The 24,304-nt window shown below is 72.9% G+C and carries 25 protein-coding genes; 11 read left to right on the forward strand and 14 right to left on the reverse strand.

Annotated features, from left to right (window positions below; all coding sequences use genetic code 11):
• Positions 1-24: 24 nt before the first annotated feature.
• Positions 25-1,389, forward strand: coding sequence for a wax ester/triacylglycerol synthase domain-containing protein (locus tag LQ327_RS19635; protein WP_230736811.1), 1,365 nt, complete (start codon positions 25-27; stop codon positions 1,387-1,389).
• A 44-nt stretch (positions 1,390-1,433) separates the two neighbouring features.
• On the opposite strand, the gene LQ327_RS19640 is transcribed toward LQ327_RS19635, so the two are convergent.
• The gene (locus tag LQ327_RS19640) at positions 1,434-2,249 is read right to left on the reverse strand and encodes a mycofactocin-coupled SDR family oxidoreductase (protein ID WP_230736813.1); all 816 of its coding nucleotides are present in this window, start codon (positions 2,247-2,249) and stop codon (positions 1,434-1,436) included.
• A gap of 249 nt (positions 2,250-2,498) precedes the next feature.
• On the opposite strand from LQ327_RS19640, the gene LQ327_RS19645 reads away from it, so the two are divergent.
• Positions 2,499-2,906: a hypothetical protein gene (locus LQ327_RS19645; protein WP_230736815.1), complete on the forward strand. Its 408-nt coding sequence runs from the start codon at positions 2,499-2,501 to the stop codon at positions 2,904-2,906.
• A gap of 71 nt (positions 2,907-2,977) precedes the next feature.
• Here LQ327_RS19645 and icmF read toward each other — a convergent pair whose 3' ends face one another.
• Positions 2,978-6,217, reverse strand: coding sequence for a fused isobutyryl-CoA mutase/GTPase IcmF (gene icmF, locus LQ327_RS19650; protein WP_230736817.1), 3,240 nt, complete (start codon positions 6,215-6,217; stop codon positions 2,978-2,980).
• 71 nt (positions 6,218-6,288) lie between these two features.
• A complete protein-coding gene (locus LQ327_RS19655) occupies positions 6,289-6,879 on the reverse strand; it encodes an NUDIX hydrolase (protein WP_230736819.1) in 591 nt (196 codons plus the stop codon).
• A 137-nt stretch (positions 6,880-7,016) separates the two neighbouring features.
• On the opposite strand from LQ327_RS19655, the gene LQ327_RS19660 reads away from it, so the two are divergent.
• Together LQ327_RS19660 and LQ327_RS19665 are read left to right on the forward strand one after the other, a co-directional pair.
• Positions 7,017-7,172 (forward strand): hypothetical protein, encoded by a 156-nt coding sequence (locus tag LQ327_RS19660; RefSeq protein WP_230736821.1) that lies wholly within the window; start codon positions 7,017-7,019, stop codon positions 7,170-7,172.
• 138 nt (positions 7,173-7,310) lie between these two features.
• Positions 7,311-7,790, forward strand: a complete 480-nt coding sequence (locus LQ327_RS19665) for a hypothetical protein (protein WP_230736823.1) — start codon at positions 7,311-7,313, stop codon at positions 7,788-7,790.
• 8 nt (positions 7,791-7,798) lie between these two features.
• On the opposite strand, the gene LQ327_RS19670 is transcribed toward LQ327_RS19665, so the two are convergent.
• From LQ327_RS19670 to LQ327_RS19690, 5 genes are all read right to left on the reverse strand, one after another.
• Positions 7,799-8,845 carry an NAD(P)H-dependent flavin oxidoreductase gene (locus LQ327_RS19670; RefSeq protein ID WP_230736825.1) on the reverse strand — a complete coding sequence of 349 codons (1,047 nt, stop codon included), beginning with the start codon at positions 8,843-8,845 and terminating at the stop codon, positions 7,799-7,801.
• Between the two features lie 97 nt (positions 8,846-8,942).
• On the reverse strand, positions 8,943-9,890 hold the full coding sequence (locus LQ327_RS19675; protein ID WP_230736827.1) for a pseudouridine synthase: 948 nt from the start codon (positions 9,888-9,890) through the stop codon (positions 8,943-8,945).
• Between the two features lie 386 nt (positions 9,891-10,276).
• Positions 10,277-11,503 carry a D-mannonate dehydratase ManD gene (manD, locus tag LQ327_RS19680; protein WP_230736830.1) on the reverse strand — a complete coding sequence of 409 codons (1,227 nt, stop codon included), beginning with the start codon at positions 11,501-11,503 and terminating at the stop codon, positions 10,277-10,279.
• On the reverse strand, positions 11,500-12,564 hold the full coding sequence (locus LQ327_RS19685; RefSeq protein ID WP_230736831.1) for a Gfo/Idh/MocA family protein: 1,065 nt from the start codon (positions 12,562-12,564) through the stop codon (positions 11,500-11,502). Before LQ327_RS19685 ends, manD begins: the two co-directional genes overlap by 4 nt.
• Positions 12,561-13,385, reverse strand: a complete 825-nt coding sequence (locus tag LQ327_RS19690; protein WP_230736833.1) for a sugar phosphate isomerase/epimerase family protein — start codon at positions 13,383-13,385, stop codon at positions 12,561-12,563. Before LQ327_RS19690 ends, LQ327_RS19685 begins: the two co-directional genes overlap by 4 nt.
• Positions 13,386-13,461: 76 nt before the next feature.
• Here LQ327_RS19690 and LQ327_RS19695 point away from each other — a divergent pair, with 76 nt between their 5' ends.
• From LQ327_RS19695 to LQ327_RS19705, 3 genes are read left to right on the forward strand one after another with little or no spacing between them, the layout of a single operon-like run.
• Positions 13,462-14,451 (forward strand): LacI family DNA-binding transcriptional regulator, encoded by a 990-nt coding sequence (locus LQ327_RS19695; protein WP_230736834.1) that lies wholly within the window; start codon positions 13,462-13,464, stop codon positions 14,449-14,451.
• A 48-nt stretch (positions 14,452-14,499) separates the two neighbouring features.
• Entirely contained in the window at positions 14,500-15,915 is a 1,416-nt protein-coding gene (gene uxaC / locus LQ327_RS19700; RefSeq protein WP_230736836.1) for a glucuronate isomerase, read from the forward strand.
• Positions 15,912-17,111 (forward strand): mannitol dehydrogenase family protein, encoded by a 1,200-nt coding sequence (locus tag LQ327_RS19705; protein WP_230736838.1) that lies wholly within the window; start codon positions 15,912-15,914, stop codon positions 17,109-17,111. Before uxaC ends, LQ327_RS19705 begins: the two co-directional genes overlap by 4 nt.
• 126 nt (positions 17,112-17,237) lie before the next feature.
• Here the strand turns inward: LQ327_RS19705 and LQ327_RS19710 are convergent, their stop codons facing one another.
• Genes LQ327_RS19710 through LQ327_RS19735 form a run of 6 tightly spaced genes read right to left on the reverse strand, consistent with a single transcriptional unit; the run spans position 17,238 to position 22,557 of the window.
• Entirely contained in the window at positions 17,238-18,455 is a 1,218-nt protein-coding gene (locus LQ327_RS19710; protein WP_230736840.1) for an acyl-CoA dehydrogenase family protein, read from the reverse strand.
• Between the two features lie 30 nt (positions 18,456-18,485).
• The gene (locus LQ327_RS19715; RefSeq protein WP_230736842.1) at positions 18,486-19,631 is read right to left on the reverse strand and encodes a cobalamin-independent methionine synthase II family protein; all 1,146 of its coding nucleotides are present in this window, start codon (positions 19,629-19,631) and stop codon (positions 18,486-18,488) included.
• Between the two features lie 10 nt (positions 19,632-19,641).
• On the reverse strand, positions 19,642-19,875 hold the full coding sequence (locus tag LQ327_RS19720) for an NUDIX hydrolase (protein ID WP_230736844.1): 234 nt from the start codon (positions 19,873-19,875) through the stop codon (positions 19,642-19,644).
• A gap of 8 nt (positions 19,876-19,883) precedes the next feature.
• A complete protein-coding gene (locus tag LQ327_RS19725) occupies positions 19,884-20,813 on the reverse strand; it encodes a 3-hydroxyacyl-CoA dehydrogenase NAD-binding domain-containing protein (RefSeq protein ID WP_230736846.1) in 930 nt (309 codons plus the stop codon).
• The gene (locus tag LQ327_RS19730; protein WP_230737507.1) at positions 20,810-21,697 is read right to left on the reverse strand and encodes a beta-keto acid cleavage family enzyme; all 888 of its coding nucleotides are present in this window, start codon (positions 21,695-21,697) and stop codon (positions 20,810-20,812) included. Before LQ327_RS19730 ends, LQ327_RS19725 begins: the two co-directional genes overlap by 4 nt.
• Positions 21,698-21,711: 14 nt before the next feature.
• Positions 21,712-22,557 carry a TetR family transcriptional regulator gene (locus LQ327_RS19735; protein ID WP_230736848.1) on the reverse strand — a complete coding sequence of 282 codons (846 nt, stop codon included), beginning with the start codon at positions 22,555-22,557 and terminating at the stop codon, positions 21,712-21,714.
• 102 nt (positions 22,558-22,659) lie between these two features.
• On the opposite strand from LQ327_RS19735, the gene LQ327_RS35265 reads away from it, so the two are divergent.
• Genes LQ327_RS35265 through LQ327_RS19755 form a run of 4 tightly spaced genes read left to right on the forward strand, consistent with a single transcriptional unit; the run spans position 22,660 to position 24,219 of the window.
• Complete coding sequence (locus tag LQ327_RS35265; protein WP_230736850.1) at positions 22,660-22,905, forward strand: SH3-like domain-containing protein; 246 nt, start codon at positions 22,660-22,662, stop codon at positions 22,903-22,905.
• Entirely contained in the window at positions 22,902-23,171 is a 270-nt protein-coding gene (locus LQ327_RS35270) for an SH3-like domain-containing protein (RefSeq protein WP_230736851.1), read from the forward strand. The genes LQ327_RS35265 and LQ327_RS35270 overlap by 4 nt, the downstream gene beginning before the upstream one ends.
• Positions 23,168-23,791, forward strand: coding sequence for a nitrile hydratase subunit alpha (locus LQ327_RS19750; RefSeq protein ID WP_230736853.1), 624 nt, complete (start codon positions 23,168-23,170; stop codon positions 23,789-23,791). The genes LQ327_RS35270 and LQ327_RS19750 overlap by 4 nt, the downstream gene beginning before the upstream one ends.
• Complete coding sequence (locus tag LQ327_RS19755) at positions 23,788-24,219, forward strand: DUF6640 family protein (RefSeq protein ID WP_230736855.1); 432 nt, start codon at positions 23,788-23,790, stop codon at positions 24,217-24,219. Before LQ327_RS19750 ends, LQ327_RS19755 begins: the two co-directional genes overlap by 4 nt.
• Positions 24,220-24,304 lie beyond the last annotated feature (85 nt).

Raw genomic sequence — 24,304 nt, forward strand, 5'->3', positions numbered from 1 at the left:
TCCCTCACACCTGGAGGGGTTTCGATGGATCGGTGGGCGTCGGGCATCGACACGGCGTGGTTGCAGCTCGAGCGGGAGACCAACCGGATGGTCGTGCACGGGCTGCTGTTCTGCGACGGGCCGGTCGACCTCGCGGCGCTGCGCGAGCGCGTGGCGCAACGGTGGGTCGCGGTGTACCCCGGGCTGCGGCAGCGCCCGACGTGGCCGGCGGGTCCGGCCGGGCCGGCCCGCTGGGTCGACGCGCCGCCGGACCTGACGCAGCACGTCACGACGATGGCCCTCCCCGAGCCCGGCGACGACGCGGCTCTGGCGGACCGGATCGGTGCGCTGATGTCCCGCTCGCTGCCGACCGACCGGCCGTGGTGGCGGATGGAGCTGGTGACCGGGTACGAGCGCGGCACCGCGGTGCACGTCGCGATCCACCACGGCCTCGCCGACGGGGTGGCGCTCAACCACCTCTTCCACGCCCTCGCCGACCCGGTCTCGGACCCGCGCACGCCCGCCGCCTACGCCGACCCGCCGCGGCATCCGGCGCGGGTGCACGACCTGCGCCTGCTGCACCGCGAGATTCGTGACCGGGCGTCGTCGTTGTGGGAGACCGCGAAGCGCGTCGGCACGCCGGACGGGGCGTCCGAGCTCGCCGCGACCGGGCGGGCCGTGCGGTCGTCGGCGGCGCTGCTCGCCCGACCGCCGCGCGAGGTCCCGTCGGCGTTGCAGGGACGTCCCGGGGTCGCGAAGGCGGCCCGCTGGACCTCCGCCGTCGCGCTCGACGACGTCCGCGCCGCGGGCAAGGCGGCGGGCGGCAGCGTCAACGACGTCGTCTGCGCGGCCATCGCCGGCGCGCTGCGGACCTACCTGGGTGACGGTGCGCCGCGGCTCCGCGCCGTGATGCCGAGCAACCTCCGGCCCCTGGACCGTCCGATCTCGGACGAGCTCGGCAACGAGTTCGGCCTGGTCCTGCCGCCGTTGCCCACCGACGAGCCCGATCCGGCCCGCCGCGTCGAGCGCATGCACCGGGCGATGGCCACGATCAAGCGCACCGACCAGGCGCTGGCCACCTTCGCGGGGATCGCCGGCGCGGGGCTGGCCTCGGCGTCGTTCACCCAGGGCCTCGTCCGGCGCTACGCCCGGGCCGCGTCGTTGATCATCTCCAACGTGCCGGGCCCCCTGGAGGAACTGACGCTCGGCGATACGCGGGTGCGCGACGTGATGTTCTGGGTGCCCTGCTCCGGCGATCTCGGGCTCGGCGTCTCGGTGCTGTCCTACGCGGGGCGGATTCGGCTGGGCGTGGACGCGGACCTCGGGCTGCTCGGCGGCGAGTCCGGGGTCGATCGGTTCGTGGCGGCACTGGAGGCGGAAATAGGTGGCCTTCGGCCTTGTGAGCACTAATTGACGTCATAGCGTCAATTAGTGCTCACAAGCGCGGAGCACACCTAATACTCCGTCACCCCGGCATCCGGCGCGATCTCGTGCGCGGTGATGAATCGCGACTCGTCGGAGGCGAGGAAGAGCACCGTCTCGGCGACGTCCTCCGGCGCGGTGATCTCGACCGGCAGCATGTTGGTGAACATGGCACCCGGGCGCGGGTTCTCGGCCATCGCCTCCCCGAGCGCCGCCTGCATCGCGCCGCTGCCCATTCCCGTCGCCATTCCGGTCGGGTGCACGCTGTTGACGCGGATCGAGTGCTGCGCGAGCTCCGCGGCGAACGCCTTCGCCATCCCGCGGACCGCCCACTTGCTCGCCGTGTACGGGACCATGAACGGCTGCACCTTCAACCCGGCCGCCGAACTGATGACGATCACCGAGCCGCCGCCCGCCGCGACGAGGTGCGGCGCCCCGACCATGATCGTGTTCCAGGCGCCCGCGACGTTGACGTCGAGGGTGTCCCGGAAGATCTCCGGCGTGATCCGGTGCCAGGCCCGCGGGATGCAGATGCCGGCGTTCGCGACGACGACGTCGAGTCGCCCCAGCTGCCCGACCGCGCCGTCGACGACGCTGCGCAGGGCGTCGAGGTCCCGGACGTCGGCCTGTCCGGCGACGGCGCGCCGGCCCTGCTGCTCGACGAGGCGGACCGTCTCGTCGAGGTCGGCCGGGGTCGCCGAGGCGTAGTCCACGCCCGGGAGCGGCCCGCACACGTCGACCACGACGACGTCGGCGCCCTCCGCGGCGAGGCGCACCGCATCCGCCCGCCCCTGCCCGCGCGCCGCCCCGGTGACCAGGGCGACCTTGCCCGCGACCCGACCAGCCATGTCCGCTCCTCGCTCGTCCGAGAGGTCTACCTCTTCTGACACTTGCTGCCAGAAAAGCTACCTCCGTTCGGGCGCCGAGAGTGGCGCGACGCTGGGCCATGCGAGTGGTGGTGACGCCGATCACGTCACACGCCGTCACACTGACGAAGATTGGCGAGGAGAGGGGCGGCTCTCATGGTCAGGGGTCGAACGCACGACGACGGGGCACGGCACGGACCCGGGCACGTCGGCGCACGGAGGCGGCCGGGCTTGCTGCTGATCCTCCTCGGCGTGCTGCTCGCCGCCGCCTGCTCCTCACCACCGCCCACGAGCGCACCACCGGCCGGCACCGCGGCCGCGCCCTCGGCCCCGGTCACGGCGATCCCCGCGGGGACCTACCGGAACGCCATCGTGCCCAGCGGGCCGCAGTCGCTCGTCATCGGCGCCGGGTCGAGCTACACGCAGGTGATGACCAGTACCGGGCAGAGCATCCAGGGCACCCTCGGCCAGGACGCCCAGCAGCGCGTGACGTTCACGAGCGTCGCCGGCGCGCCGTGTGCCGGCCAGGTCGGGACGTACAAGGCGTCCGTCGACGGGACGACGCTGCACCTGACGGCCGTCGCCGACCCCTGCCAGAGTCGTGCCTCGGCGTTCGTCTCCGGGCCCTGGACGTCGTAGGTGCGCCGACGCGCCCGTGAGCAGAAATTGATGTCAGAGCGTCAATTACTGCTCACGAGCGCGGAGCGCACCTACATGGACCGCCGGTACTGCCCGCCCACCTCGAAGAACGCGTCGGTGAGCTGGCCGAGCGAGCACACCCGCGCGGCGTTCATCAGCTCGGCGAACACGTTCTCCCCGGCGGTCGCGGCGTCCTGCAGGCGCCGGATCGCCTCGGCGGACTCGGTCGAGTGCCGCGCCTGGAAGTCGTCCAGCCGCGCCAGCTGCGAGGACTTCTCCTCCTCGGAGGCCCGCGAGAGCTCGATCTCCTTGGGCGCCTCGCCTTCCGCGTCCGGGGGCGCCAGGAACGTGTTCACGCCGATGATCGGCAGCGAGCCGTCGTGCTTGCGGCCCTCGTAGAGCATCGACTCGTCCTGGATCTTGCCGCGCTGGTAGCCGGTCTCCATGGCGCCCAGCACGCCGCCGCGCTCGGCGATCCGGTCGAACTCGGCGAGCACGGCCTCCTCGACGAGGTCGGTGAGCTCCTCGATCACGAACGAGCCCTGGAGCGGGTTCTCGTTGAGCGAGAGGCCCCATTCCTTGTTGATGATCATCTGGATGGCCAGCGCCCGGCGCACCGATTCCTGCGACGGCGTCGTGACGGCCTCGTCGTAGGCGTTGGTGTGCAGTGAATTGGCGTTGTCGTACAGCGCGCAGAGGGCCTGCAGCGTGGTGCGGATGTCGTTGAACTGCATCTCCTGCGCGTGCAGCGACCGCCCCGAGGTCTGCACGTGGTACTTCAGCTTCTGCGAGCGCTCGTTCGCGCCGTAGCGCTCGCGCATCGCGACCGCCCAGATCCGGCGCGCGACCCGCCCGATCACCGAGTACTCGGCGTCCATCCCGTTCGAGAAGAAGAACGACAGGTTCGGGGCGAAGTCGTCGATGTCCATACCGCGCGCGAGGTAGGACTCGACGTAGGTGAACCCGTTCGAGAGCGTGAACGCGAGCTGCGAGATCGGGTTCGCCCCGGCCTCCGCGATGTGATAGCCGGAGATCGACACCGAGTAGAAGTTGCGCACTTCGTGCGCGATGAACCACTCCTGGATGTCGGCCATCATCCGCAGCGAGAACTCGGTCGAGAAGATGCAGGTGTTCTGGCCCTGGTCCTCCTTGAGGATGTCGGCCTGCACCGTGCCGCGGACGTTCGCGACGGCGTGGGCCACCAGCTCCGCACGCTCGGCGTCGTCGGGCTCCCGGTCGTGCTCCGACCGGAACGTGTCGACGACCTGATCGATCGCGGTGTTGAGGAAGTACGCGAGCAGGGTGGGCGCCGGCCCGTTGATCGTCATCGACACGCTCGTCGTCGGCGACGTCAGGTCGAAGCCCGAGTACAGCACCTTCATGTCGTCGAGCGTCGCGATCGAGACGCCGCTGGTGCCGACCTTGCCGTAGACGTCCGGGGGAGTGGCCGGGTCGCGGCCGTAGAGGGTGACCGAGTCGAACGCCGTCGAGAGCCGCTTCGCCTCGGAGTCCTCCGAGAGGTAGTGGAACCGGCGGTTCGTGCGGAACGCGTCGCCCTCGCCGGCGAACATGCGGGCCGGGTCCTCGCCCTCGCGCTTGAACGCGAACACCCCGGCGGTGAAGGGGAAGTGCCCCGGCAGGTTCTCGACCCGCAGGAACCGCAGCACCTCCTCGTCGGCCGAGAACCGCGGCAGCGAGACGCGGTTGACCTTGGAGCCGGACAGCGTCTCCCGGGTCAGCCGGGTGCGGAGCTCCTTGTCGCGGACGTGGACCACGAGCTCGTCGCCCGCGTAGTCCTCCTTGGTCTGCTCCCAGCCGTCGATCAGCTCCGCGGCCTCGCGCGGCAGGTCCTTCTCGGCCTCCTCGAGCACGGCGGGCAGCTCGCCGGCGTCGCGGTCGCCGAGGGCCTCGCGGGCCTGCCGGAGGGCGGAACGACGGCGGGCCGCGGCGACCATCGACTCGGTCTCGTCGTGGTAGGCCCGGACCGTCGCGGCGACGTCGGCCAGGTAGCGCTCGCGGTCGGCCGGGATCGCCGAGCCGCTGAAGGTCGACACCGTGGTGTCCGGGATGTCGAGCCGGCCCTGTCCCTCCGCGAGGCCGTGCTCGCCGAGCAGCGTCATCAGCTTGCCGTAGAGCGCGGTGACGCCCTCGTCGTGGAAGGTCGCGGCGCTGGTCCCGTAGACCGGCATCTCCTCCCACGAGGAGCCGAACGCGTCGCGGTTGCGCAGCAGCTGCCGGGCGACGTCGCGCCGCGCGTCGTCACCGCCGCGCCGCTCGAACTTGTTGATCGCGACGACGTCGGCGAAGTCCAGCATGTCGATCTTCTCGAGCTGGGACGCGGCGCCGAACTCCGGCGTCATGACGTAGAGCGACACGTCGGCGAACTCGACGATCCCCGCGTCGCCCTGCCCGATGCCGGGGGTCTCGACGACGACGAGGTCGGCGCCGGAGGCGCGCAGGACGGCGATGACGTCGGCGAGGCGCTCGGGGAGCGCGGTGCCCGAGCCGCGGTTCGCCATGGAACGGAACGAGATGGGGCCGCCCAGGGCGTTCATGCGGATCCGGTCGCCGAGCAGGGCGCCGCCCCCACGACGACGGGTCGGGTCGACAGCGAGGACGGCGACCTTGAGCTTGTCCTCGCGGTCCATGCGGGTGCGGCGGACCAGCTCGTCGGTCAGCGACGACTTGCCCGAGCCGCCGGTGCCGGTGATGCCCAGGACCGGGACGTGGCGCTCTCCGTTCGCGGCGTCGATGCGCTCCCGGACCTCGGTGGGCAGCTCGCCGGACTCGGCCATCGTCACCGCGCGCGCGACGACCGCGCGCTCGCCGGTGAACAGGCCCTCCCAGCTCGTGGGGGGCTTCGCGCCGAGGTCCTCGTCGCACTCCCGGATGATGGTGTTGATCATCCCCGGCAGGCCCATCGTCTGGCCGTCCTGCGGGGAGAAGATCCGCGCCACCCCGTGGGCGTGCAGCTGGTCGATCTCGCGCTGGACGATCACGCCGCCGCCCCCGCCGTACACGCGGACGTGCCCGGCGCCGCGCTCGCGCAGCAGGTCGACGAGGTACGTGAAGTACTCGACGTGCCCGCCCTGGTAGGAGCTGATGGCGACCGCGTGCGCGTCCTCCTCGACGGCGGCGGACACCACGTCGTCGACGGAACGGTCGTGTCCGAGGTGGATCACCTCGGCGCCCTGTCGCTGCAGGATCCGCCGCATGATGTTGATCGCCGCGTCGTGCCCGTCGAACAGGCTCGCCGCGGTGACCACGCGGATCGGGTTGCTCGGCACGTGCAGGTCGCTCTGCTGGGCCATGAGGTGGGTCGTCCTCGCTGCTCGACGAAGGCGTCCGGGTGACGCAGGCCCCAATATAGTAGGACGTCCGACTATTGGCGAGATGTGGTGCTCTCCGCCACGTACTGCAGCAGGCCGACGAGGGTTCCCGCGCCCAGCAGTTCACCCGCGCCGGCGAGCCGGACGACGTCGGAGACCGGCACCCACCGGGCCCGGCCGGGCTCGTGGCGGTCGAGGGGTTCGCCGGTCGGCTCGGCGTCGCGCCACAGGTGCACGTGCACCGTCGTCGACACCCCGCCGGGCAGCGGTTCGAACTCGATGAGCGGGCGGCGATGGCCCCGCGGTCGCCAGCCCGTCTCCTCGGCGGCCTCGCGGGCCGCGGCCATCCAGGCCTCCTCGCCGTCGTCGACGCCGCCGCCCGGGAGCTCCCAGCCGTAGCGGTTCACCGGATAGCGGTACGTCCGGAGCATGAGCACCTCCTCGCCCGACTCGCCGTTGCGGACGACGAGGGCGACGGCCACCCGGGGCAGGTGCACGACGGGGTAGTCGAAGCGGTCGCCCTCGGGGGCCGTGACGTCGTGGACCTCGACCCGGACGCCGGCGTCGTCGGCCGGACCGGACGCCGCCCAGGCGGTCGATGCGGCATGGGTGGTCCAGGAGTCGGCCGGAGTCACGTCGGTCACTTCTGTCTCAGGTTGCGACGAATCGTGATCACCAAGATCGCCTGAACCGGTGAGGTGGGATTTCCGAGTGTTCACGACGTCACGCTCGGGTATCAGTGAGCACCGGCCGTCCGGTCGGAGAGAGACGAGGGAGTTTCATGATCATCCTCGGCGTCATCCTGATCATCATCGGGGCCGTCACGGGCATCTCGATCCTCTACACGATCGGCGCAATCCTGGCGATCGTCGGTCTGGTGCTGACCATCCTGGGGGCTGTCGGCCGCGGGATCGGCGGCCGCAAGACCTACTTCTAGACGCCCCGACCGTCCAGCCGCCCGTCCCTGGCGAGAGGGACGGGCGGGGTCGAGGGCGGCAGTAGCGCTCCGTCACGAACCGTAGCGATATTCGCCAGATTCCTTCCCTCGTTGTACACGTAGAGTTAGCGTAAGCGCGTGACTTCGCCTGTGTACTCCGGACGACCCGCCACGGCGCCCTGGTCTCTGACGGCTGACGCGCCGGGTGCCTGGCCGATCCCGCCGTCGGCGTCGTCACGCCCCTCCACCGTCGCCGCCGTCTTCTGGGTGGCCGTGGCCCAGGTGGTCTGTTCCCTCCTCGGCGCGGGCGCCCTCGCCACCATGCTGCTCGCCGTCGACAACCATCCCCGTGAGGGCATGGCCGCCGCGGCCCTCCTGCTCGGCGTCACCGTGCTCGTCGACATGTGCTGGCTCGGCCTCGCCTGGATGGTGCGCGGCGGCAGTCAAGTAGCCCGTGTGACGTTGGCCGTGCTGACGGCGATCGGCGCGCTGGTCGCCCTGGCGTTCTGCCTGGTCGCGTGGGCGGTGGTCGTGCCCCTGCTCGGCTTCGTCCTGCAGGGCGCCGTGCTCGTCCTGCTCTTCGCGCCGTCCACCAACGCCTGGTTCGCCGGGCGCTGACCGACGGGCTACACCAGGCCGCGCACCACATCCGCCACAGGGATCGCCGCGGCCTTCCGGAAGTGAATGCCGGCCCAGAGGTGGAGCCGGTCGGTGTCGCCCGCCGCCGCGGCGGCCGTCCGCATCGGCCGGGTCAGGTGGTGCACCTCGGGGTAGGCCGCGGGGGCGGCCGGGCCGTGCTCGACCGCGAACCGCGTGGTCAGCGCCCGGGCCGGACGTCCGGTGTAGGCGCGCGTGACCAGGGTGCCCGAGAACGACGGGTCGGCGAGCGCCTCGCGGTGCGTCGTCGAGGTGCCGGCCTCCGGGCAGCGCAGCAGCGCGGTGCCCAGCTGCACGGCCACTGCTCCGGCCTCGAGCGCGCGCCGGGCGGTCGCGGTGTCGGCGATCCCGCCCGCGGCGATCATCGGCAGAGTCGTCGCGCGGCGGATCGCGGCGAGCAGGTCGAGCGTGTCGGTCTCGTTCGGGGTGGCGGCCTCGTCGTGCGTGCCCCGGTGCCCGCCCGCCTCGGCGCCCTGGACGCAGAGCCCGTCGAACCCCGCCTCGGCCGCCGATCGGGCCTCCTGGACGCTCGTCACCGTCGCGACCAGGGTGGCTCCGGTGGCGCGCAGGGCCGCGAGCCGTGTCGGGTCGGGCAGCGCGAACGTCACGCTGATGGCGTCCGGGGGATCCTGGGCGAGCACCGCGATCTTCTCGTCGAGCGCGTCGCCGGAGTCGGGGTCCTCGGCGGGACGGGGGTTCCCGAGCTCGGCTCCGAGGGCGGCGGCCTCCGGCGTCAGCCGTCGCGCGTAGGTGTCGACGGCCGCGTCGCGACGTTGCTCCTCGCGGTCGGTGCGCGGCCGGGTCGGGGGCAGGAACAGGTTGACCCCGAACCGGCCCGTCGTGCGCTCGCGGAGCTCGGCGAGCTGGGCGTCGAGCTTCTCCGCGGTCAGGTACCCCCCGGCGAGATAGCCGTACCCGCCTGCTTCGGTGACCGCCGCGACCAGCGCCGGCGACGACGGGCCACCCGCCATCGGCGCCGCGACCACCGGCAGCGAGCCCGGTCCCTCGGCCCTCACGCGTCAACCTTCACTCGACCCCGTCCGCCGCCCACGAACGGTGACGCTATCGCCCGACGTCGTCCGATTCGCGACGACGGTGCCGGGCGCGGGTCGATCAGGGGACCGGTCCGACGAGCCACCCGGCCGGGTCCTCCCACGCCTGCAGGGTGCGGCGGCTGTGCACGACGCGGCGCTCGCCGGAATCCGGATCAGGCCAGCCCAGCGTCGCGGCCAGGAGCTGCAGCGGGGTGCGGAAGTCGTCGAGGGGGACGTCGCGCACGGTCGGGTAGAACGGGTCGCCCAGGATCGGGACGCCGAGCGAGGCCAGGTGCAGGCGCAGCTGGTGGGTCCGGCCGGTGTAGGGCGTCAGCCGGTAGCGGGCGATCGGACCGAGGAGCTCGTCGTCGCGGTGATCGAGCAGCTCGATCCCGGTCGCGGCGTTCGGCTCGCCCGGGATCTCCTGGGCGGTGACGATCCCGCGTTCCTTGACGATCCGGGACCGGACCGTGGTCGTCGTCGGGAGCCCGGGGTCGTAGCGGGTGACCGCGGTGTAGGTCTTGTCGACGCGGCGGTCGCGGAAGAGGTTCTGGTACGCGCCGCGCCGTTCGCGGCGCACGACGAACAGCACCAGCCCCGCCGTCACCCGGTCCAGCCGGTGGGCGGGGGAGAGGTCCGGCAGCCCGTGCTCGTCGCGCAGCCGGACGAGCGCGGTCTCCCGGATGTGGCGCCCGCGCGGGATCGTCGCGAGGAAGTGCGGCTTGTCGGCGACGAGGACGTCGTCGTCGCGGTGGGCCACGTCCACGGTGAACGGGACCGGTGCCTCGTCGGGCAGGTCGCGGTGGAACCACACCGACCCGCCGCTGACGTAGGGCGCGTCGACGGCGAGCGGGCCGTCGGCGTCGTGGAAGCGGCCGGCCGCGAACATCGCGTCGATCTCGGCGGCGGAGAGGGGGACGCGGCCGACGAGGTGGTCGCGGATCGTCGGCCACTCGTCCGAGACCGGCAGCCGCATCCGCGCGGGGTCCAGCCCGAACCGCGGGGGGAGTGAGGCCGGGGGACGCATCCCGCCCATTGTGAGCGAGAGGCCCCTTCGCTCGATCCATCCACCCAAGGGCGCCCACGGCCGGCGGGGGTCGGTGGTCTCCGTTCGGCGGCGTGTGCGTGACGCACACGGTGGCGGCGGTCGGGGTTCTCCGTGCGGCGGCGTGTGCGTGACGCACACGGTGGCGGCGGTCGGCCTCCGGTCTCCCGCGGCGTGGGTGTCGCGCACACGATCCGGCGGCCGCCGCCGGCCGGCCGTGTGCGTCGCGCACCGGTGCGCTCGCCTGGTTGGTGTCGTCGGCTGACCGTGTGCGTCGCGCAACGAGACGCGGGAGAACCGGCGGCTGAGTCCGCGCCGGACGAGCAGCCGCGTCGTCCGCCGTCAGCGGCATCCTCGCGCGCCGCCTCTCACCAGTCGTGGACGGTCCCGTCCGGTCGCCGCGCGATCGGCAGGTAGGCCCGTTCGTACGGGAACCGCGCCGCCACCTCGTCGTCGTAGGAGACCCCGAGCCCCGGTTCCTCGGACGGCCGCAGCCCGCCGTCGTCGAACGTGAACCGCGGGGAGAACACCGCGTTCGTCTCCGCCGAGTGGAGCATGTACTCCTGGATGCCGAAGTTGTGCAGGGCCAGGCCGAGGTGCAGCGACGCCGCCATGCCGACCGGCGAGACGTCCGTCGGGCCGTGCATGCCCGAGCGGACCTGGTATTGCCCCGCGAGGTCCAGGATGCGGCGCAGCCCGGTGATCCCGCCGGCGTGGGTCACGGGCGAACGGACGTAGTCGATCAGCTGCTCGGCCAGCAGCGTCCGGTAGTCCCAGACGGTGTTGAAGACCTCGCCGATCGCGAGCGGGGTCGTCGTGTGGTGGCGGACGAGCCGCAGCGCCTCCTGGTTCTCGGCGGGCGTGACGTCCTCGAGCCAGAACAGGTCGTAGGCCTCCAGGGACTTCCCGAGCCGCGCGGCCTCGATGGGGGTGAGCCGGTGGTGCGCGTCGTGGAGCAGCATCAGCTCCGGCCCGAACTCCTGCCGGACCGACTCCATCACCGACGGCACGTGGCGCAGGTAGGCCCGCGAGTCCCAACGCTCCTCGGCCGGCAGCGCACCGCGGCGGGCCGGCTCGAAGTCGTAGCGCTCACCACCCCCGGCCGACGACGCCACGCCGTACACCGGCCCCAGCCCCGGCACCCCGGTCTGCACGCGGATCGCGCGGAAGCCCTGCTCGCGGTGCGCGTGCACCGACTCGATCAGCTCGGCCACGTCGACGCCGCTCGCGTGCCCGTACGCCAGGCAGCGCTCGCGGGACGCGCCGCCGAGCAACTGGTAGAGCGGCAGCCCCGCCACCTGCGCCTTGATGTCCCAGAGCGCGACGTCGACCGCCGCGATCGCGCTCATCGTCACCGGCCCCCGCCGCCAGTAGGCGCCCCGGTAGAGCAGCTGCCAGGTGTCCTCGATCGCGTGCGGGTCGCGGCCCTCGAGCAGCGGCGCCACGTGCTCGGACAGGTAGGCCGCCACGGCGAGCTCGCGGCCGTTGAGCGTGCCGTCGCCGAGCCCGACGACGCCGTCGTCGGTCGTGATCCGCAATGTCACGAAGTTGCGGCCCGGGCTCGCGACGAGGACCTCGACCTCCCGGATCCTCACGAAGCCACCAACCCGACCGGGCGCCCCGTCGACGCCGACTCGTACATGCCGAGGATCAGCGCCAGCGCTGCCCGCGCATCGTCGGTCGTGACCCGCGGACGACGGCCGGTGGCGACGGCGTCGGTGAAGTCCCGCAGCTGGGCGATGTGGGCGGCGCCCATCGCCAGCTCGCGCGGCTCCGGCCGGTCCTCGCGCGTGAGCTGGTTCAGCGACGCCCCCGACTCGCTCATCCGGATCTCGGGCGGCGACCCGTCGGTGGTGTGCAGGAACGTCAGCTCGTCGTCGGTCACCACCGCCGACCCGCCGGTACCCATGACCCGTAGCGACGTGTCCAGGCCGGGGTAGGCCGCCGTCGTGCCGTGGACCGTGGCCAGCGCGCCGGTCGCGAACCGCACGACCGCGACCGCGGTGTCCTCGACCTCGATCCGCTCGTGGGCGAGCAGCGCGGTGTAGGCGAACACCTCGACCGCCTCGCCGAGCATGGAGAGCAGCAGGTCGATGACGTGGATCGACTGGTTCATCGTCGCGCCGCCGCCGTCGAGCGACCACGTGCCGCGCCAGGCGCCGGAGTCGTAGTAGCTCTGCCCCCGCCACCAGGCGCAGGACGCGTTCGCGCTGGTCAGCGTGCCGAGTCGGCCGGCGTCGAGCTCGGCGTGGAGGCGCTCGGCGGCACGGTCGAAGCGGTGCTGGGAGATGACCGTCGCGACCTTCCCCGACGACGCCTCGGCGGCCCGGATGCGGTCCGCGGCGGCGAGCGAGACCTCCAGCGGCTTCTCGACGACGACGTGCTTTCCCGCCTCGAGCGCCGTCACCGCCGGGTCGGCGTGCGCCCCGCTCGGGGTGCAGATCGCGACGGCGTCGACGTCGTCCGCGGTGAGCGCGGCCGCCACGTCGGTGCTCCAGCGGGCGGCGCCGTGCGCGGCGGCGACCTTCTCGGCGCGGACCGGGTCGAGGTCGACGACGACGACGAGCTCGGCGTCGACCGACGGATCCGCGAGGCACCGGGCGTGGACGTCGCCGATGGTGCCCGCGCCGACGACCGCGAAGCGCAGCCCGGTCACGAGAACTCGATCCCTTCGTCGTCGAGCAGGCGGGTGAAGGTCTTCGTGGCGCGGACGAACTCGTCGACCCCGGAGAACCCGCCGAACGCGTCCTGCGCCGCGAGGTGCGGCTCCATCGAGAAGAACCCGTCGAAGCCGTCCGCCCGCAGCGCCCGGACCGTCTCGCGGATCTCTCCGTCGCCCTCGCCGGCGGCCACGACCGAGGCGTCGGCGAGCAGCGCGTCCTTCACCTGCACGTAGTCGGTGTACGGCCGCAGCGCGGCGTAGGCCTCGGTGAAGGGCCGCACGCCTACCTGGACGTAGTTGGCGGCGTCCCAGGCCAGGCGCAGGTGCTCGGAGGAGACCGACTCGACGACGTCGAGGGCCCGCGACGGCACGTCGCCGTAGATCTCCTTCTCGTTCTCGTGCAGCAGGGTGATCCCGGCGTCGCGGGCGCGTGCGGCATAGACGGCGAGGCGGCGGATCACCTCGTCCCGGTGCTGCTCCGGCGGGGCGCCGCGCAGGAAGAAGGAGAAGAGCCGCAGGTAGGGGGCGTCGAGCCGCCGGGCGACCTGCAGTGCCCGGTCCAGCCGCGCGAGATCGTGCTCCGGCGGGTCGGTGATCGCGACCTTCCCGCACGGCGAGCCGATCGACGACACCCCGATCCCGTGCGCGGCGAGCGTCGCCCGCACCCACTCGACCTGGTCGTCGTCGAGGTCGACGACGTTCACCGACCAGGCGCTGCGCAGTTCGAGGAAGCGGACGCCCAGGTCGTCGAGCACCGCGCACTGCTGATCCAGGTCGGGCCCGATCTCGTCCGCGAAGCCGGACAGGGTCCACATGGGGCGGACGGTAGGAAGACCGCCACGGCGCGGCAATCGGTTGCCGTAAGTTGCCGAGCCGGATCGGGGGTGCGGGATGGGCGAGCGGGGGCCGACCATCTACGACGTCGCGCGGCACTGCGGGGTCGCGGCGTCCACCGTGTCGCGGGTCTTCTCGCGCCCGACGCGGGTCGGGGCCGACACCCGACGTCGGGTGCACGCCGCGGCGGCCGAGCTCGGGTACCGGCCCCGGCCGCTCGCCCGCGACGACGGTCCGGAACGCGTCCGGACCGTCACGCTCGTGGTCAGCGACATCGCGAACCCCTACTACCCGCCGCTGATCAAGGCGGTGCAGGCACGGGCCGCGCAGCTGGGCCGGACCACGATCGTGACCGACAGCGACGAGTCCCCGGAGGTGGAGGCCGGCAACCTGCGCCGCAGCCTCGCGACCTCGGCGGGCGGGATCCTGGCGACGTCACGCCTCTCCGACCGGGCCGTGCTCGAGCTCGCCGAGCACCGTCCGCTGGTGGTGCTCAACCGACGGATCGACGGCCTGTCCTCGCTGGTCGTCGACACTCCCGCCGGGATGCGCGCCGCGGTCCGGCACCTCGTCGCGCTCGGGCACCGCCATCTGCTCTACCTCTCCGGACCGCGCAACTCCTGGGTCAACTCCCGCCGGTGGGCGGCGGTCCACGACGAGGCCGGGGCTCACACGACCCTGCTCGGGCCGTTCCCACCGACGCGGCGCGGCGGGCACACGGCAGCCGAGGAGATCCGGGCCCACCCCGGCGCGACGGCGGTGCTCGCCTACAACGACCTCATCGCGATCGGCGCGATGGAACGCCTGGCCGCACGGGGTGTGCGGGTGCCGGAGGACCTGAGCCTGATCGGGTGCGACGACGTGTTCGGCGCGGACCTCGTCGTTCCCGGCCTCACGACCGTCGCCGGCCCGACCGGCCGACTCGGCCGGCGGGCCGTCGACGTGCTGGAGGCGGGGCTGACGGACCCGACGGCGGAGCCCACGACGGTGACCCTGGGCGCCGACCTGGTCGTGCGGGGGACGACGGGACCGCCGCCCGGCAACTGACGGCAACCAGTTGCCGCCGTCGGCCGCGGCTGCGCAGGCTCGACGGTCATGGGCGTCCCGCTGGCTCCGCACCCGGACCGGCTGTTCCCACCGGACCCCGCCGACCGCGGGATCGCGCGCGAACTGCACGCCGCGGTCGCCGAGCTGCCGATCGTGAGCCCGCACGGCCACGTCGACCCGGGTCTGCTCGCGGAGGACCGGGCGTTCGGAGACCCGGCGTCGTTGCTGGTCACCCCCGACCACTACGTCACCCGGCTGCTGCACGCCCACGGTGTCCCGCTCGAGCGCCTCGGACTCACCGACGCCGACGGAGCGGTGGCCGCGGCGCCTCGCGAGGTGTGGCGGGAGTTCTGTGCGGGCTGGCCGCTGTTCCTCGGGACGGCGACCCGCGGCTGGCTGGAGCAGGAGCTGGCCGAGGTCCTCGGAGTGACCGAGCAGCCCTCCGCCGACCACGCCGACGCGCTCTTCGACGAGCTCACCGCCCGGCTCGCCCGGGCGGACATGCACCCCCGTGCGCTGTTCCACCGGTTCCGGATCGACGCGCTCGCCACCACCGACGACCCGGCCGACGACCTGCGCCACCACCGCGCCCTCGCGGCCGACCCGAGCTGGACCGGCCGGGTGGTGCCGACCTTCCGCCCCGACCGCTACCTCGACGCGACCTCACCCGGCTGGCCCGCCGCGCTGGACCGCCTCGGCGAGGCCGCCGGGATCGCGATCGGGAGCTACGACGACCTCGTGGCCGCGCTGGAGCGCCGGCGCGCCTACTTCGCCGAGCACGGCGCGACCGCCACCGACCACAGCGCGCCGACCCCGCGCGCCGCATTCCTCGACGTCGCCGACGCCCGTCGCCTGTTCGACGCGGTCCGCTCCGGGTCGGGCACGCCGGCGGACGCGACGACGCTGTCCGAGCAGCTGCTCGGCGAGATGGCCCGGATGTCGACCGAGGACGGCCTGGTGATGGCGCTGCACTGCGGGGTGCGGCGCAACCACCACCCCGGGACGTGGCGCCGGTTCGGGCCCGACACCGGTCACGACATCCCGGTCCACGCCGAGTTCACCGCCGCCCTGGCCCCGATGCTCGAGCGCTTCGGCACGCACCCACGCTTCCGGACCGTGTTGTTCACCCTCGACGAGACGGTGTTCTCGCGGGAGCTCGCCCCGTTGGCGGGGTTCTACCCGTCGGTGTTCGTCGGTGCGCCGTGGTGGTTCCTGGACGCGCCCCGGGCGATGCGCCGTGCCCGGGACGCGATCACCGAGACGGCCGGGTTCTTCCGCGGCTCGGGGTTCGTCGACGACACCCGCGGCTTCTGCTCGATCCCGGCCCGCCACGACACCGCGCGGCGGGTCGACGCCGGATACCTCGCCGGGCTGGTCGCCGAGCACGTCATCTCGCTCGACGACGCCCACACGGTGATCCGGAACTGGGTGCTCGACGCGCCGCGGACGGCGTTCGGGCTGTGATCACGGCGGTGCACCTCGGGCTCGGTGCGTTCCACCGCGCCCACCAGGCGGCCTACACCGCGGCGGACCCGGAGGCGGGGATCGCCGCGTACACCTTCCGCAGCACCGCGCTCCCCGAGGCGCTCACCGCCCAGGGCGGTCGGTACCACCTGCTGATCCGCTCCGACGACGGCCCGGAGCTCCGGGAGATCGCGTCGATCGTCCGGGCGCGCCCCGGGACCGACCTCGAGAGCTGGCGACGCGACCTGTCGTCGGGCAGCGTCTCGGTGCTCACCCTGACGATCACCGAGGCCGGGTACGCGGATCCGGCCACGATCGGCCGGGTGCTCGACGGACTCGCGGCTCGCCGTACCGGCTCGGGTGCTCCGATCGCGCTCGTGCCCTGCGACAACCTGCCCGGCAACGGGTCGGTGCTGCGCGACGCGCTGCTGCGCGTCGCCGAGCCGGGGCTCGGTGCCTGGATCGACGAGCACGTGGGGTTCGTCGACACGGTCGTCGACCGGATCACCCCGGCGACGACGGCCGACGACCTCACCGAGGTCGCGCGGCTGCTGCCCCGCGGGGTCCGGGACGACGTCCCCGTCGTCACCGAGCCGTTCTCGGAGTGGGTGCTCGCGGGGGAGTTCCCGCACGGGCGCCCCGCCTGGCCGGCGCGGTTCGTCGACGACGCCGCCCCGTACGCCCGGCGCAAGCTCTGGTTCCTCAACGGCGCGCACAGCCTGCTCGCGTACGTCGGCCCGTCGCGCGGCGCGGCCACCGTCGACGAGGCGGTGCGGGATCCGGAGGTCGCGCGGTTGATGGAGTCGTGGTGGGACGCCGCCGCCCGTCACGCTCGGGTCGACTGCCTCGACGACTACCGCGGGGCCCTGCGCACCCGGTTCGCCCAGCGTGGCATCCGGCACCGGCTCGCCCAGATCGCCCGGGACGGATCGGCGAAGATCCCGGCGCGGATCCTGCCGGTGCTCGCGCTGGAGCGTGCCGCCGGTCGTCTTCCCGACGGTGCCGTGGGGGCGTTGGCGGGGTGGGTCGCGCACCTGCGGGCCGGTGAGGTGCACGACCCGCGAGCGGCCGACCTCGTCCCGGCCGCCCGGTCCGGGGGAGCGCGCGCCGTGCTGGGGGCGTTGGGCTCGCCGGACGCGATCGCGCTGGCGGGCGACGACGAACTGGTCCGAACCGTCGACGCCTCAGCCCCCTGAGCCTGCCGTCGCGCCGATCACCGTCGGTAGCCACCACCCGCCCGGAGACCGATCACCACCCGAGTCGCTAGGCCGAGGTGGATCGACCCCACGGCGGACGACGACCACGGTGCGTCACACGACTCGTCAGGCCTCCGGGATCAGCGCATCCGAGACGATCTTGCGCTGGATCTCGGACGTCCCCTCGAAGATCTTGGTCAACCGGGCGTCCCGCCAGTACCGCTCCACCGAGTACTCCGTCGTGTAGCCGTTGCCGCCGAAGATCTGCAGCGCCTGGCTCGTCACCTGCTCGGCCATCTCGGAGGCGAACAGCTTGGCCTGGGAGGTCTCCACGTCCGCCGATTCACCCGAGTCCACCAGGTACGCCGCATGCATCCAGAGCTGGCGTGCCGCCTCGACCTGCGCGGACATGTCGGCGAGCGCGTGGCGGATGACCTGCTGGTCGCCGATCGGGTGCCCGAACTGCACCCGCTGCCGGCAGTACGCCACCGCGTCCTCCACGGCACCGCGCGCCAGCCCGACCGCGCGCGCCGCCGTCTGCACCCGCGCCGGTCCGAGCCAGCGCAGGCTGTCCTTGAAGCCCTGGCCCTCCGCCTGTCCGGTGTCCTGGAGCGCGTCGGCGGGCAGGCGGAGGCCGTCGAACCGGAGCTCCCACGTCGTCAGGCCGTAGTAGCCGATCTTGTCGATGGGAGTGCCGGAGACGCCGTCGGGGAACGAGCCGCGGGGCTTCTCCACGAGGAAGAGCTCCAGTCCGTCCGAGCGCCCCTCACCCTCGTGCGGCTCGCGCGTGCGGGCGAGCAGGTGGAGGAAGTCGGCCCGCTGCGCGTGGCCGACCCAGCGTTTGGTGCCGGTGATCACCCACGATCCCCCGGAGCGCTCGGCCCGGCACTCCACGTTCGCCAGGTCCGACCCCGCCTCCGGCTCGGAGAACGCGATCCCGCCGATCCAGCCACCGGCGGCGGAGCGTCGGAGCAGTTCGGAGCGTCGGTCCGCGTCCGGCGACGCGCACCCCGTACCGTTGCCGCGCGCGATGATGCTGGCGACGCTCATCCAGCCCCGCGCCAGCTCCTCGCAGATGAGGCAGTACTCGAAGACCCCGAGACCGAGCCCGCCGTGCTCACGGTCGATCATGATCCCGAAGTAGCCGAGCTCGGCGAGCCGGCGCAGGAGCGCGTCGGGGATCTCGCCACGCTGCGGGTCGAGCTCGTCGGCGAGCGGGAGCACCTCCTCCATGGCGAAGGTCCGCGCGGTGCGTCGAATATCCTGCCGCTCGGGCGTGAGATAGACGCTCGTCGTCGGCGCGATCGTCTCGACGTCCTCGAGGTTCTTCCGGCTCCAGGTCACGCCCTCCAGTCTTCCCGATCATCACCGGGCTCAGACGCGGTCGGCGCCCGCCCGCAGCGCGCGGAACTTCTCCCAGACGACCGTCGGGTGGACCTCGGGCTGGTAGCTCGCCCGCGATGAGAACCCGCAGTCGGCGCCCGCGATGACCTGCTCCCGCCCGACGGCATCCACGTAGTGCCGCAGCATCTCGGCGACCAGGTCCGGGTGCTCGACGTAGTTCTGGGCGTGCCCGAGCAGGCCGGGGATGAGGATCGCGTCGCCGAGGCGCTGCTTCACCGCCGCGTCGTGCCAGATCGTCCACTCGTGGGAGTGCCGCGGGTTCGCGACCTCGAACGAGTACGCCCCCGCCCGGATCGCCAGCATCGGCCCGACGACCTCGGCCATGGTGATGTCGTGGACCCGCGGGCCGTGGTTGAGGCCGTAGCAGGTGTGGAGCCGGATCGTCTCGGTCGGGATGTCGCGCAGCGCGTGGTTGACGATCTCGGCGTGCTCCGCCGCGGTGCGCCGCCGCTCGTCCGGTTCCAGGGCGGGGTCCGAGAGGATCTCGATGAGCCAGGGGTCGTCGATCTGGAGCAGGAACCCGGCGTCGACGATCGCCAGGTACTCCTCCCGCAGCGCCTCGGCGACGGCGGTGTAGTACTCGGTATCGGTCGCGTAGTACTCGTTGCGCCCGAACCCCCGCGGTGAGGTCGACGGCATGAACGCCTCGGTGTGCTCGACCCCGACCAGCGCCGTGCGCAGGTTCTCGATGTCGGTGCGCAGCTGCTCCTGGCCGGTGTAGGAGACCGGTCCGACGCAGGCCACTGTCACCATCGGCGCGACCGTCTTCGAGTACTTGCCGAGGTACTGCTCGTAGTACTCCGGGAAGGCGTCGATCTCGAGTTTCCACGAGGGCGGCAGCAGCCGCTCCCCGCTCGACGGCGAGAACCCGTCCAGGCGGTCCTGGACGTAGGTCGCGAAGCTGACCTTGCCCATCTCGCCGTCGGTCACGACGTCGAGCCCGACCTCGGCCTGCTTGGCGACGACGTCGGCCACCGCCTGCGTGACCTGCTTCGCGAAGCCGGCCTCGTCGTAGGGCCGGCCGTGCTCCTTCTCGCGCATGGTGTCGAGCAGGGCCTCCGGACGGGCGAGGCTGCCGACGTGGGTGGTGAGGATCCGCTCGCTGCTGCGCTGCATGGGCCAGACGCTAGGAACGCCGCGCTCGCGGGGGCACCGTCGTGTTCGCGGGACCGGAACGGTGTTCGAGGGCGTCGAGGAACTCGCCCTGCCGGTCGACGAGTGCGCCGGCGGCGTCGCGCAGCGGGACGAAGCGGCAGAGGTACACCAACCCGCGGTCCTCGCCCTCGCCCTCGACGGTGTGCTGCCACCGGTCCCGGGTCTCGGTGTCGTGAGCGCGGAACCATGACGTCCCGGTGATCACCGCCGTCGTCAGCCGGCCCGCGCACCTTCCACCGCGCGGCGGATCGCGATCACCGCGCGGTCCCGTTCCGCCACGAGGTCGGCGAACGACCGCGCCCCGGCCTCGTCCGTCGTGCCGCGCACCATCGCGTCACGCAGCTCTCCCGTCAGCTCCGGCGCCCCGAGCCGGGTCCATGGCGCCTTCAACGACGGCCCGAAGTGATCGAGCATGTGGGCCATCCCGCCCTCGCCACCCGCGAGGTGGAACGTCAGGCACGGCCCGTGAACCGGCCAGCGCAGCCCCGGGCCCTCGGTGATCGCGGTGTCGATCTGCTCGACCGTCGCCTCACCGTTCGCGACCATGTGCAGCGCCTCGCGCCAGAGCGCCTCCTGCAGCCGGTTCGCGACGAACCCGGGCAGCTCCCGATCCATCTCGATCACCGACTTGCCGATCGACCGGTAGAACTCCGCCGCCTCCTTCACGACGGTGGGTGCGGTCGCCTCGCCGCCGGCCACCTCCACCAGCGGGATCAGGTACGGCGGGTTGAACGGGTGCCCGACGACGAGCCGGGACGGGTCCGCGGCCTCGGTCGCCATGTCCGTCATCGGGAAGCCCGAGGTCGACGAGGCGACGATGGTGTCCGGCCCGGTCGCCGCGACCAGGTCGGCGAGCAGGCCGCGCTTGAGCTCGAGGTCCTCCGGTGCGCTCTCCTGGACGAACGCGGCTTCCGCGCAGGCCTCGGCCAGGGATGCGGCGACCCGCAACCGGGACCGGTCGGCCCCGTCGTCGAGACCGAGCTCGGTCAGGGCCGGCCAGGCCGCGTCGACGGTCCGACGCAGCCGGGCCTCGGCGTCGGGGGCGGGGTCCCACGCGACGACGTCGAACCCGCGCGCCAGGAAGTAGGCGGCCCACCCGCCGCCGATCACGCCGGCGCCGATGCACGTGATCGGGCGGCTCACCGGGCGGCACCCAGACCGAAGATCTCGCGGGCCTGGTCGGGGGTGGCCACCGAGGCCCCGAGCCCCTCGACGATCGTCACGGCGCGCTCTACGAGCTGCGCGTTCGTCGCCTTCACCCCGCGGGACAGATAGAGGTTGTCCTCCAGCCCGACCCGCGCGTGCCCGCCGAGCAGCACCGACTGCGCCACCCACGGCAGCTGGTCGCGGCCCAGCGCGAACGAGGTGAACCGGGCGTCCGCCGGCAGCAGGTTGACCATCGCCTGCAGCAGGCCGGGGTCGGCCGGCGCGCCGTACGGGACGCCCATGCAGAGCTGCACGAGCGCCGGCGGGTCGATCAGGCCCTCGTCGTGCATGACCTTCGCGAACCAGAGCTGGCCGGAGTCGAACACCTCCAGCTCGGGCTTCACCCCCAGCTCCTGGAACCGCTTCGCGCCGGCGCGGAGCATGTCCGTCGTCGAGACGTAGAGGGCACCGCCGTCGCCGAAGTTGTAGGAACCGCAGTCCAGCGTCGCGATGTCGGGCAGCAGCTCCTCGACGTGAGGCAGCCGGTCCATGGCGTTGACCAGGTCGGTGCCGTCGACGGGCTTGAGCGGGTCCTCCTCGTCCATCACGAGGTCGCCGCCCATCCCGGCGGTGAGGTTCAGGACGACGTCGACGCCGCTCTCGCGGATGAGGCGGACGGCCTCGCGGTAGAGCGCGACGTCGCGGGAGCGGATGCCGGTCTCGGGGTGCCGGACGTGCACGTGGACGACGGCGGCTCCGGCGCGGGCGGCCGCGATCGCGTCGTCGGCGATCTGCGCCGGGGTCACCGGCACGTGCGGGCTCTTGCTGGGGGAGTCGGCGGCGCCGGTCAGGGCGCAGGTGATGACGACGTTCCTGGTCATCGGGCGGGGTCCGGTCACGGGTGGTCTCCTCGGACGATCGTGTGGTCGACGAAGTCGCGCAGGGCGGCCCGCATCTCGGCGACGTCCGAGGCCCGGGTCATCACCCCGATCCCGAGCCCGTCGACGAGTGCGGTGAGCTGCCGGGCGCGCAGCTCCTGGTCCCCGGCCCGGAACGCCCCGGCCTCGGCGCCGTCGTGCAGCGTCATGAGCACGGTGCGGAACCAGCGGTCCTGCGCCTCGCGGTAGAGCTCACGCCGGCGCTGGTCGTCGGGCGCGGCGTCGAGCACCGCCTCGACCCAGACCTGCATCCAGATCGACCACTCCGGCTCGAGCACCGGCCCGTCGGGCATCTGCAGGTCGAGCAGGCGCAGCAGCCGCGCATGCGGGTCGGGCAGATCGGCGAGGGCGGCCGACTGCCGGTCGAACGCCAGTTCGACGTTGTGGCGCAGCGCCTCGCCGAGCAGCGCCTCCTTGCCGGGGAAGTGGTAGTGCACCGCGGCGCTGCTGGTGCCGGCGGCGTTCGCGACGTCCGCCACCCGGACCTGGTGGTAGCCCCGCTCGGCGATGAGCGTCCAGGCGGCGTCGAGAATCCGCTTGCGGGCGCCGTCGGGGTCGTCGACGGGCGCCGGCCGTACCGACGGACCCGGCGTGGCCGTGACGACGGGCCGGACGAGCTCGGTCAGGGGAATCCCGACCCGGGCGGCGATCGCGGCGAGCTCGTCGGTCGTGAACCGCCGCCTCCCCGCGAGCGACTTCGACAGCTTCGTCTCGTCGAGCCCGATCCCGGTCGCGAACTCGCGCCGGGTCGCGCCGCTGCGCTCGATGGCGCGGCGCACCCGGTCGGGGACGGAGTCGGTCACGGCTCCGGACGGTACGGCGGCGCTTGCTCGGATCGCAAGTGACTGACTGGCGGATCAGTCAGCACTCTGGAGGTCATCTCCCCGGGGTGCCATCCTCGGCGCATGGCGTACGCGAACGACGTCGGCGGCATGCACGGCTTCGGCGATCTCCCGGAGGAGCACGGGCCGCTGTTCGAGTCGGTCTGGGAGGCGCAGACGTTCGTGCTGAACCAGGCGTTCGTGGCGGCCGGTGCGTACACGCTCGACGAGTTCCGGGCGACGATGGAGCGGATTCCGCCGGGCGAGTACTACGCGATGCCGTACTACGAGCGCTGGCTGACCGCGCTCGAGACGCTGGTGGGGTCGTGAACGTCGGCGACCGGGTGCGGGTCCGGACGATGAACCCGCCCGGCCACAACCGCGCGCCGCGCTACGTGCGGGGTCACGTCGGCGAGGTGGTGCGGTTCGTGGGCGACGGGCGGTTCCCGGACGAGTCGGCCGTCGTCGGATCCGCGGCACACCGGGAGGACATCGTGACCGTCGCGTTCCCGAGCGCGGAGCTGTGGGGCCCGGACGCGCACTCCGGCGACCGTGTCCACGTGGACCTCTTCGTCAGCTACCTGGAGCAGCCATGAGCGCTGACCACCATCGCAACGCCGAGCTGCAGGCTCGCGTGAACCGCCTGCTCGACGTGGCCGAGGCGCGCGGGGTGATCACCCGGGCCGGAGTCGATCAGCGGATCGAGGCCTTCTCGGACCGCGTCACCGCGCGCAACGGCGCCGAGATGATCGTGCGGGCCTGGAACTCGCCCGAGTACCGGGAGCGGCTGCTGGCCGATGCGGGCGCGGCGGCGGCCGAGCTGGGACACGTCGGCGGCGGGTTCAGCTCGGACATCCGGCTGCACGCGGTGGCGAACTCAGCCGAAGTGCACAACGTCATCGTCTGCACCCTCTGCTCCTGCTACCCCGTGGCGTGGCTGGGCCCGCCGCCGGCCTGGTACAAGAGCGAGGCCTACCGCTCGCGGGTGGTGCGCGACCCGCGCGGGGTGCTGGCCGAGTTCGGGCTCGTGGTGCCCGACTCGACGGAGGTCCGGGTGTGGGACGCCAGCGCCGAGGCCCGCTACATCGTCGTTCCCGAGCGCCCGGAGGGGGCCGAGGCGCTGTCCGAGGCCGAGCAGGTCGCGCTCGTGACCCGCGACTGCCTCATCGGTACGGCGCTCCCGACGGTTCCGGCGCGGGTCCGGGAGGTCACATGAGCAAGCGCACGGTCGCGGCCCGGGCCCTGGTGGGGCTGGTCGGTGCGATGACGGCCGGTGGCGCGCTGGCGGCGGACGCCCTCGTCCCGGAGACCGCCCGTCGGCACCTGCGCAACCCGCGCTGGCCGGGGCACGCCAAGTTCCACGACGCCCAGTACATCGTCATGAGCATGCTGCTGGGCGGCTATTCGCTGCGGCTGGTCACCAGACGTCGGGGCGACCCGGACCGCAACCTGCTCGCGGCCGCGGCGATCTCCTCGACCCCGTGGCTGGGCATGTACGGCGCGGCGGCATTCCCGGGCACCGAGCTGGTCGACGAGGAGTTCGACACCCCCAAGGTGCTCGGCCTCGACCCGAACATCTTCGTCGCGACCAGCTGTCTCGCCGTGCTCGGGACGGCCGTGGGGCTGGCCCGATCCGCGCGTTGAACCCGTAGGGCCCCTCATGATCGCGACGACCGTGAGGGACCGTTCGGTCCTCGCCCACTCTCCTCACACGGATCGCGATCATCCG

This window comes from Actinomycetospora endophytica (genome assembly GCF_021026375.1).
Taxonomy (GTDB): domain Bacteria; phylum Actinomycetota; class Actinomycetes; order Mycobacteriales; family Pseudonocardiaceae; genus Actinomycetospora; species Actinomycetospora endophytica.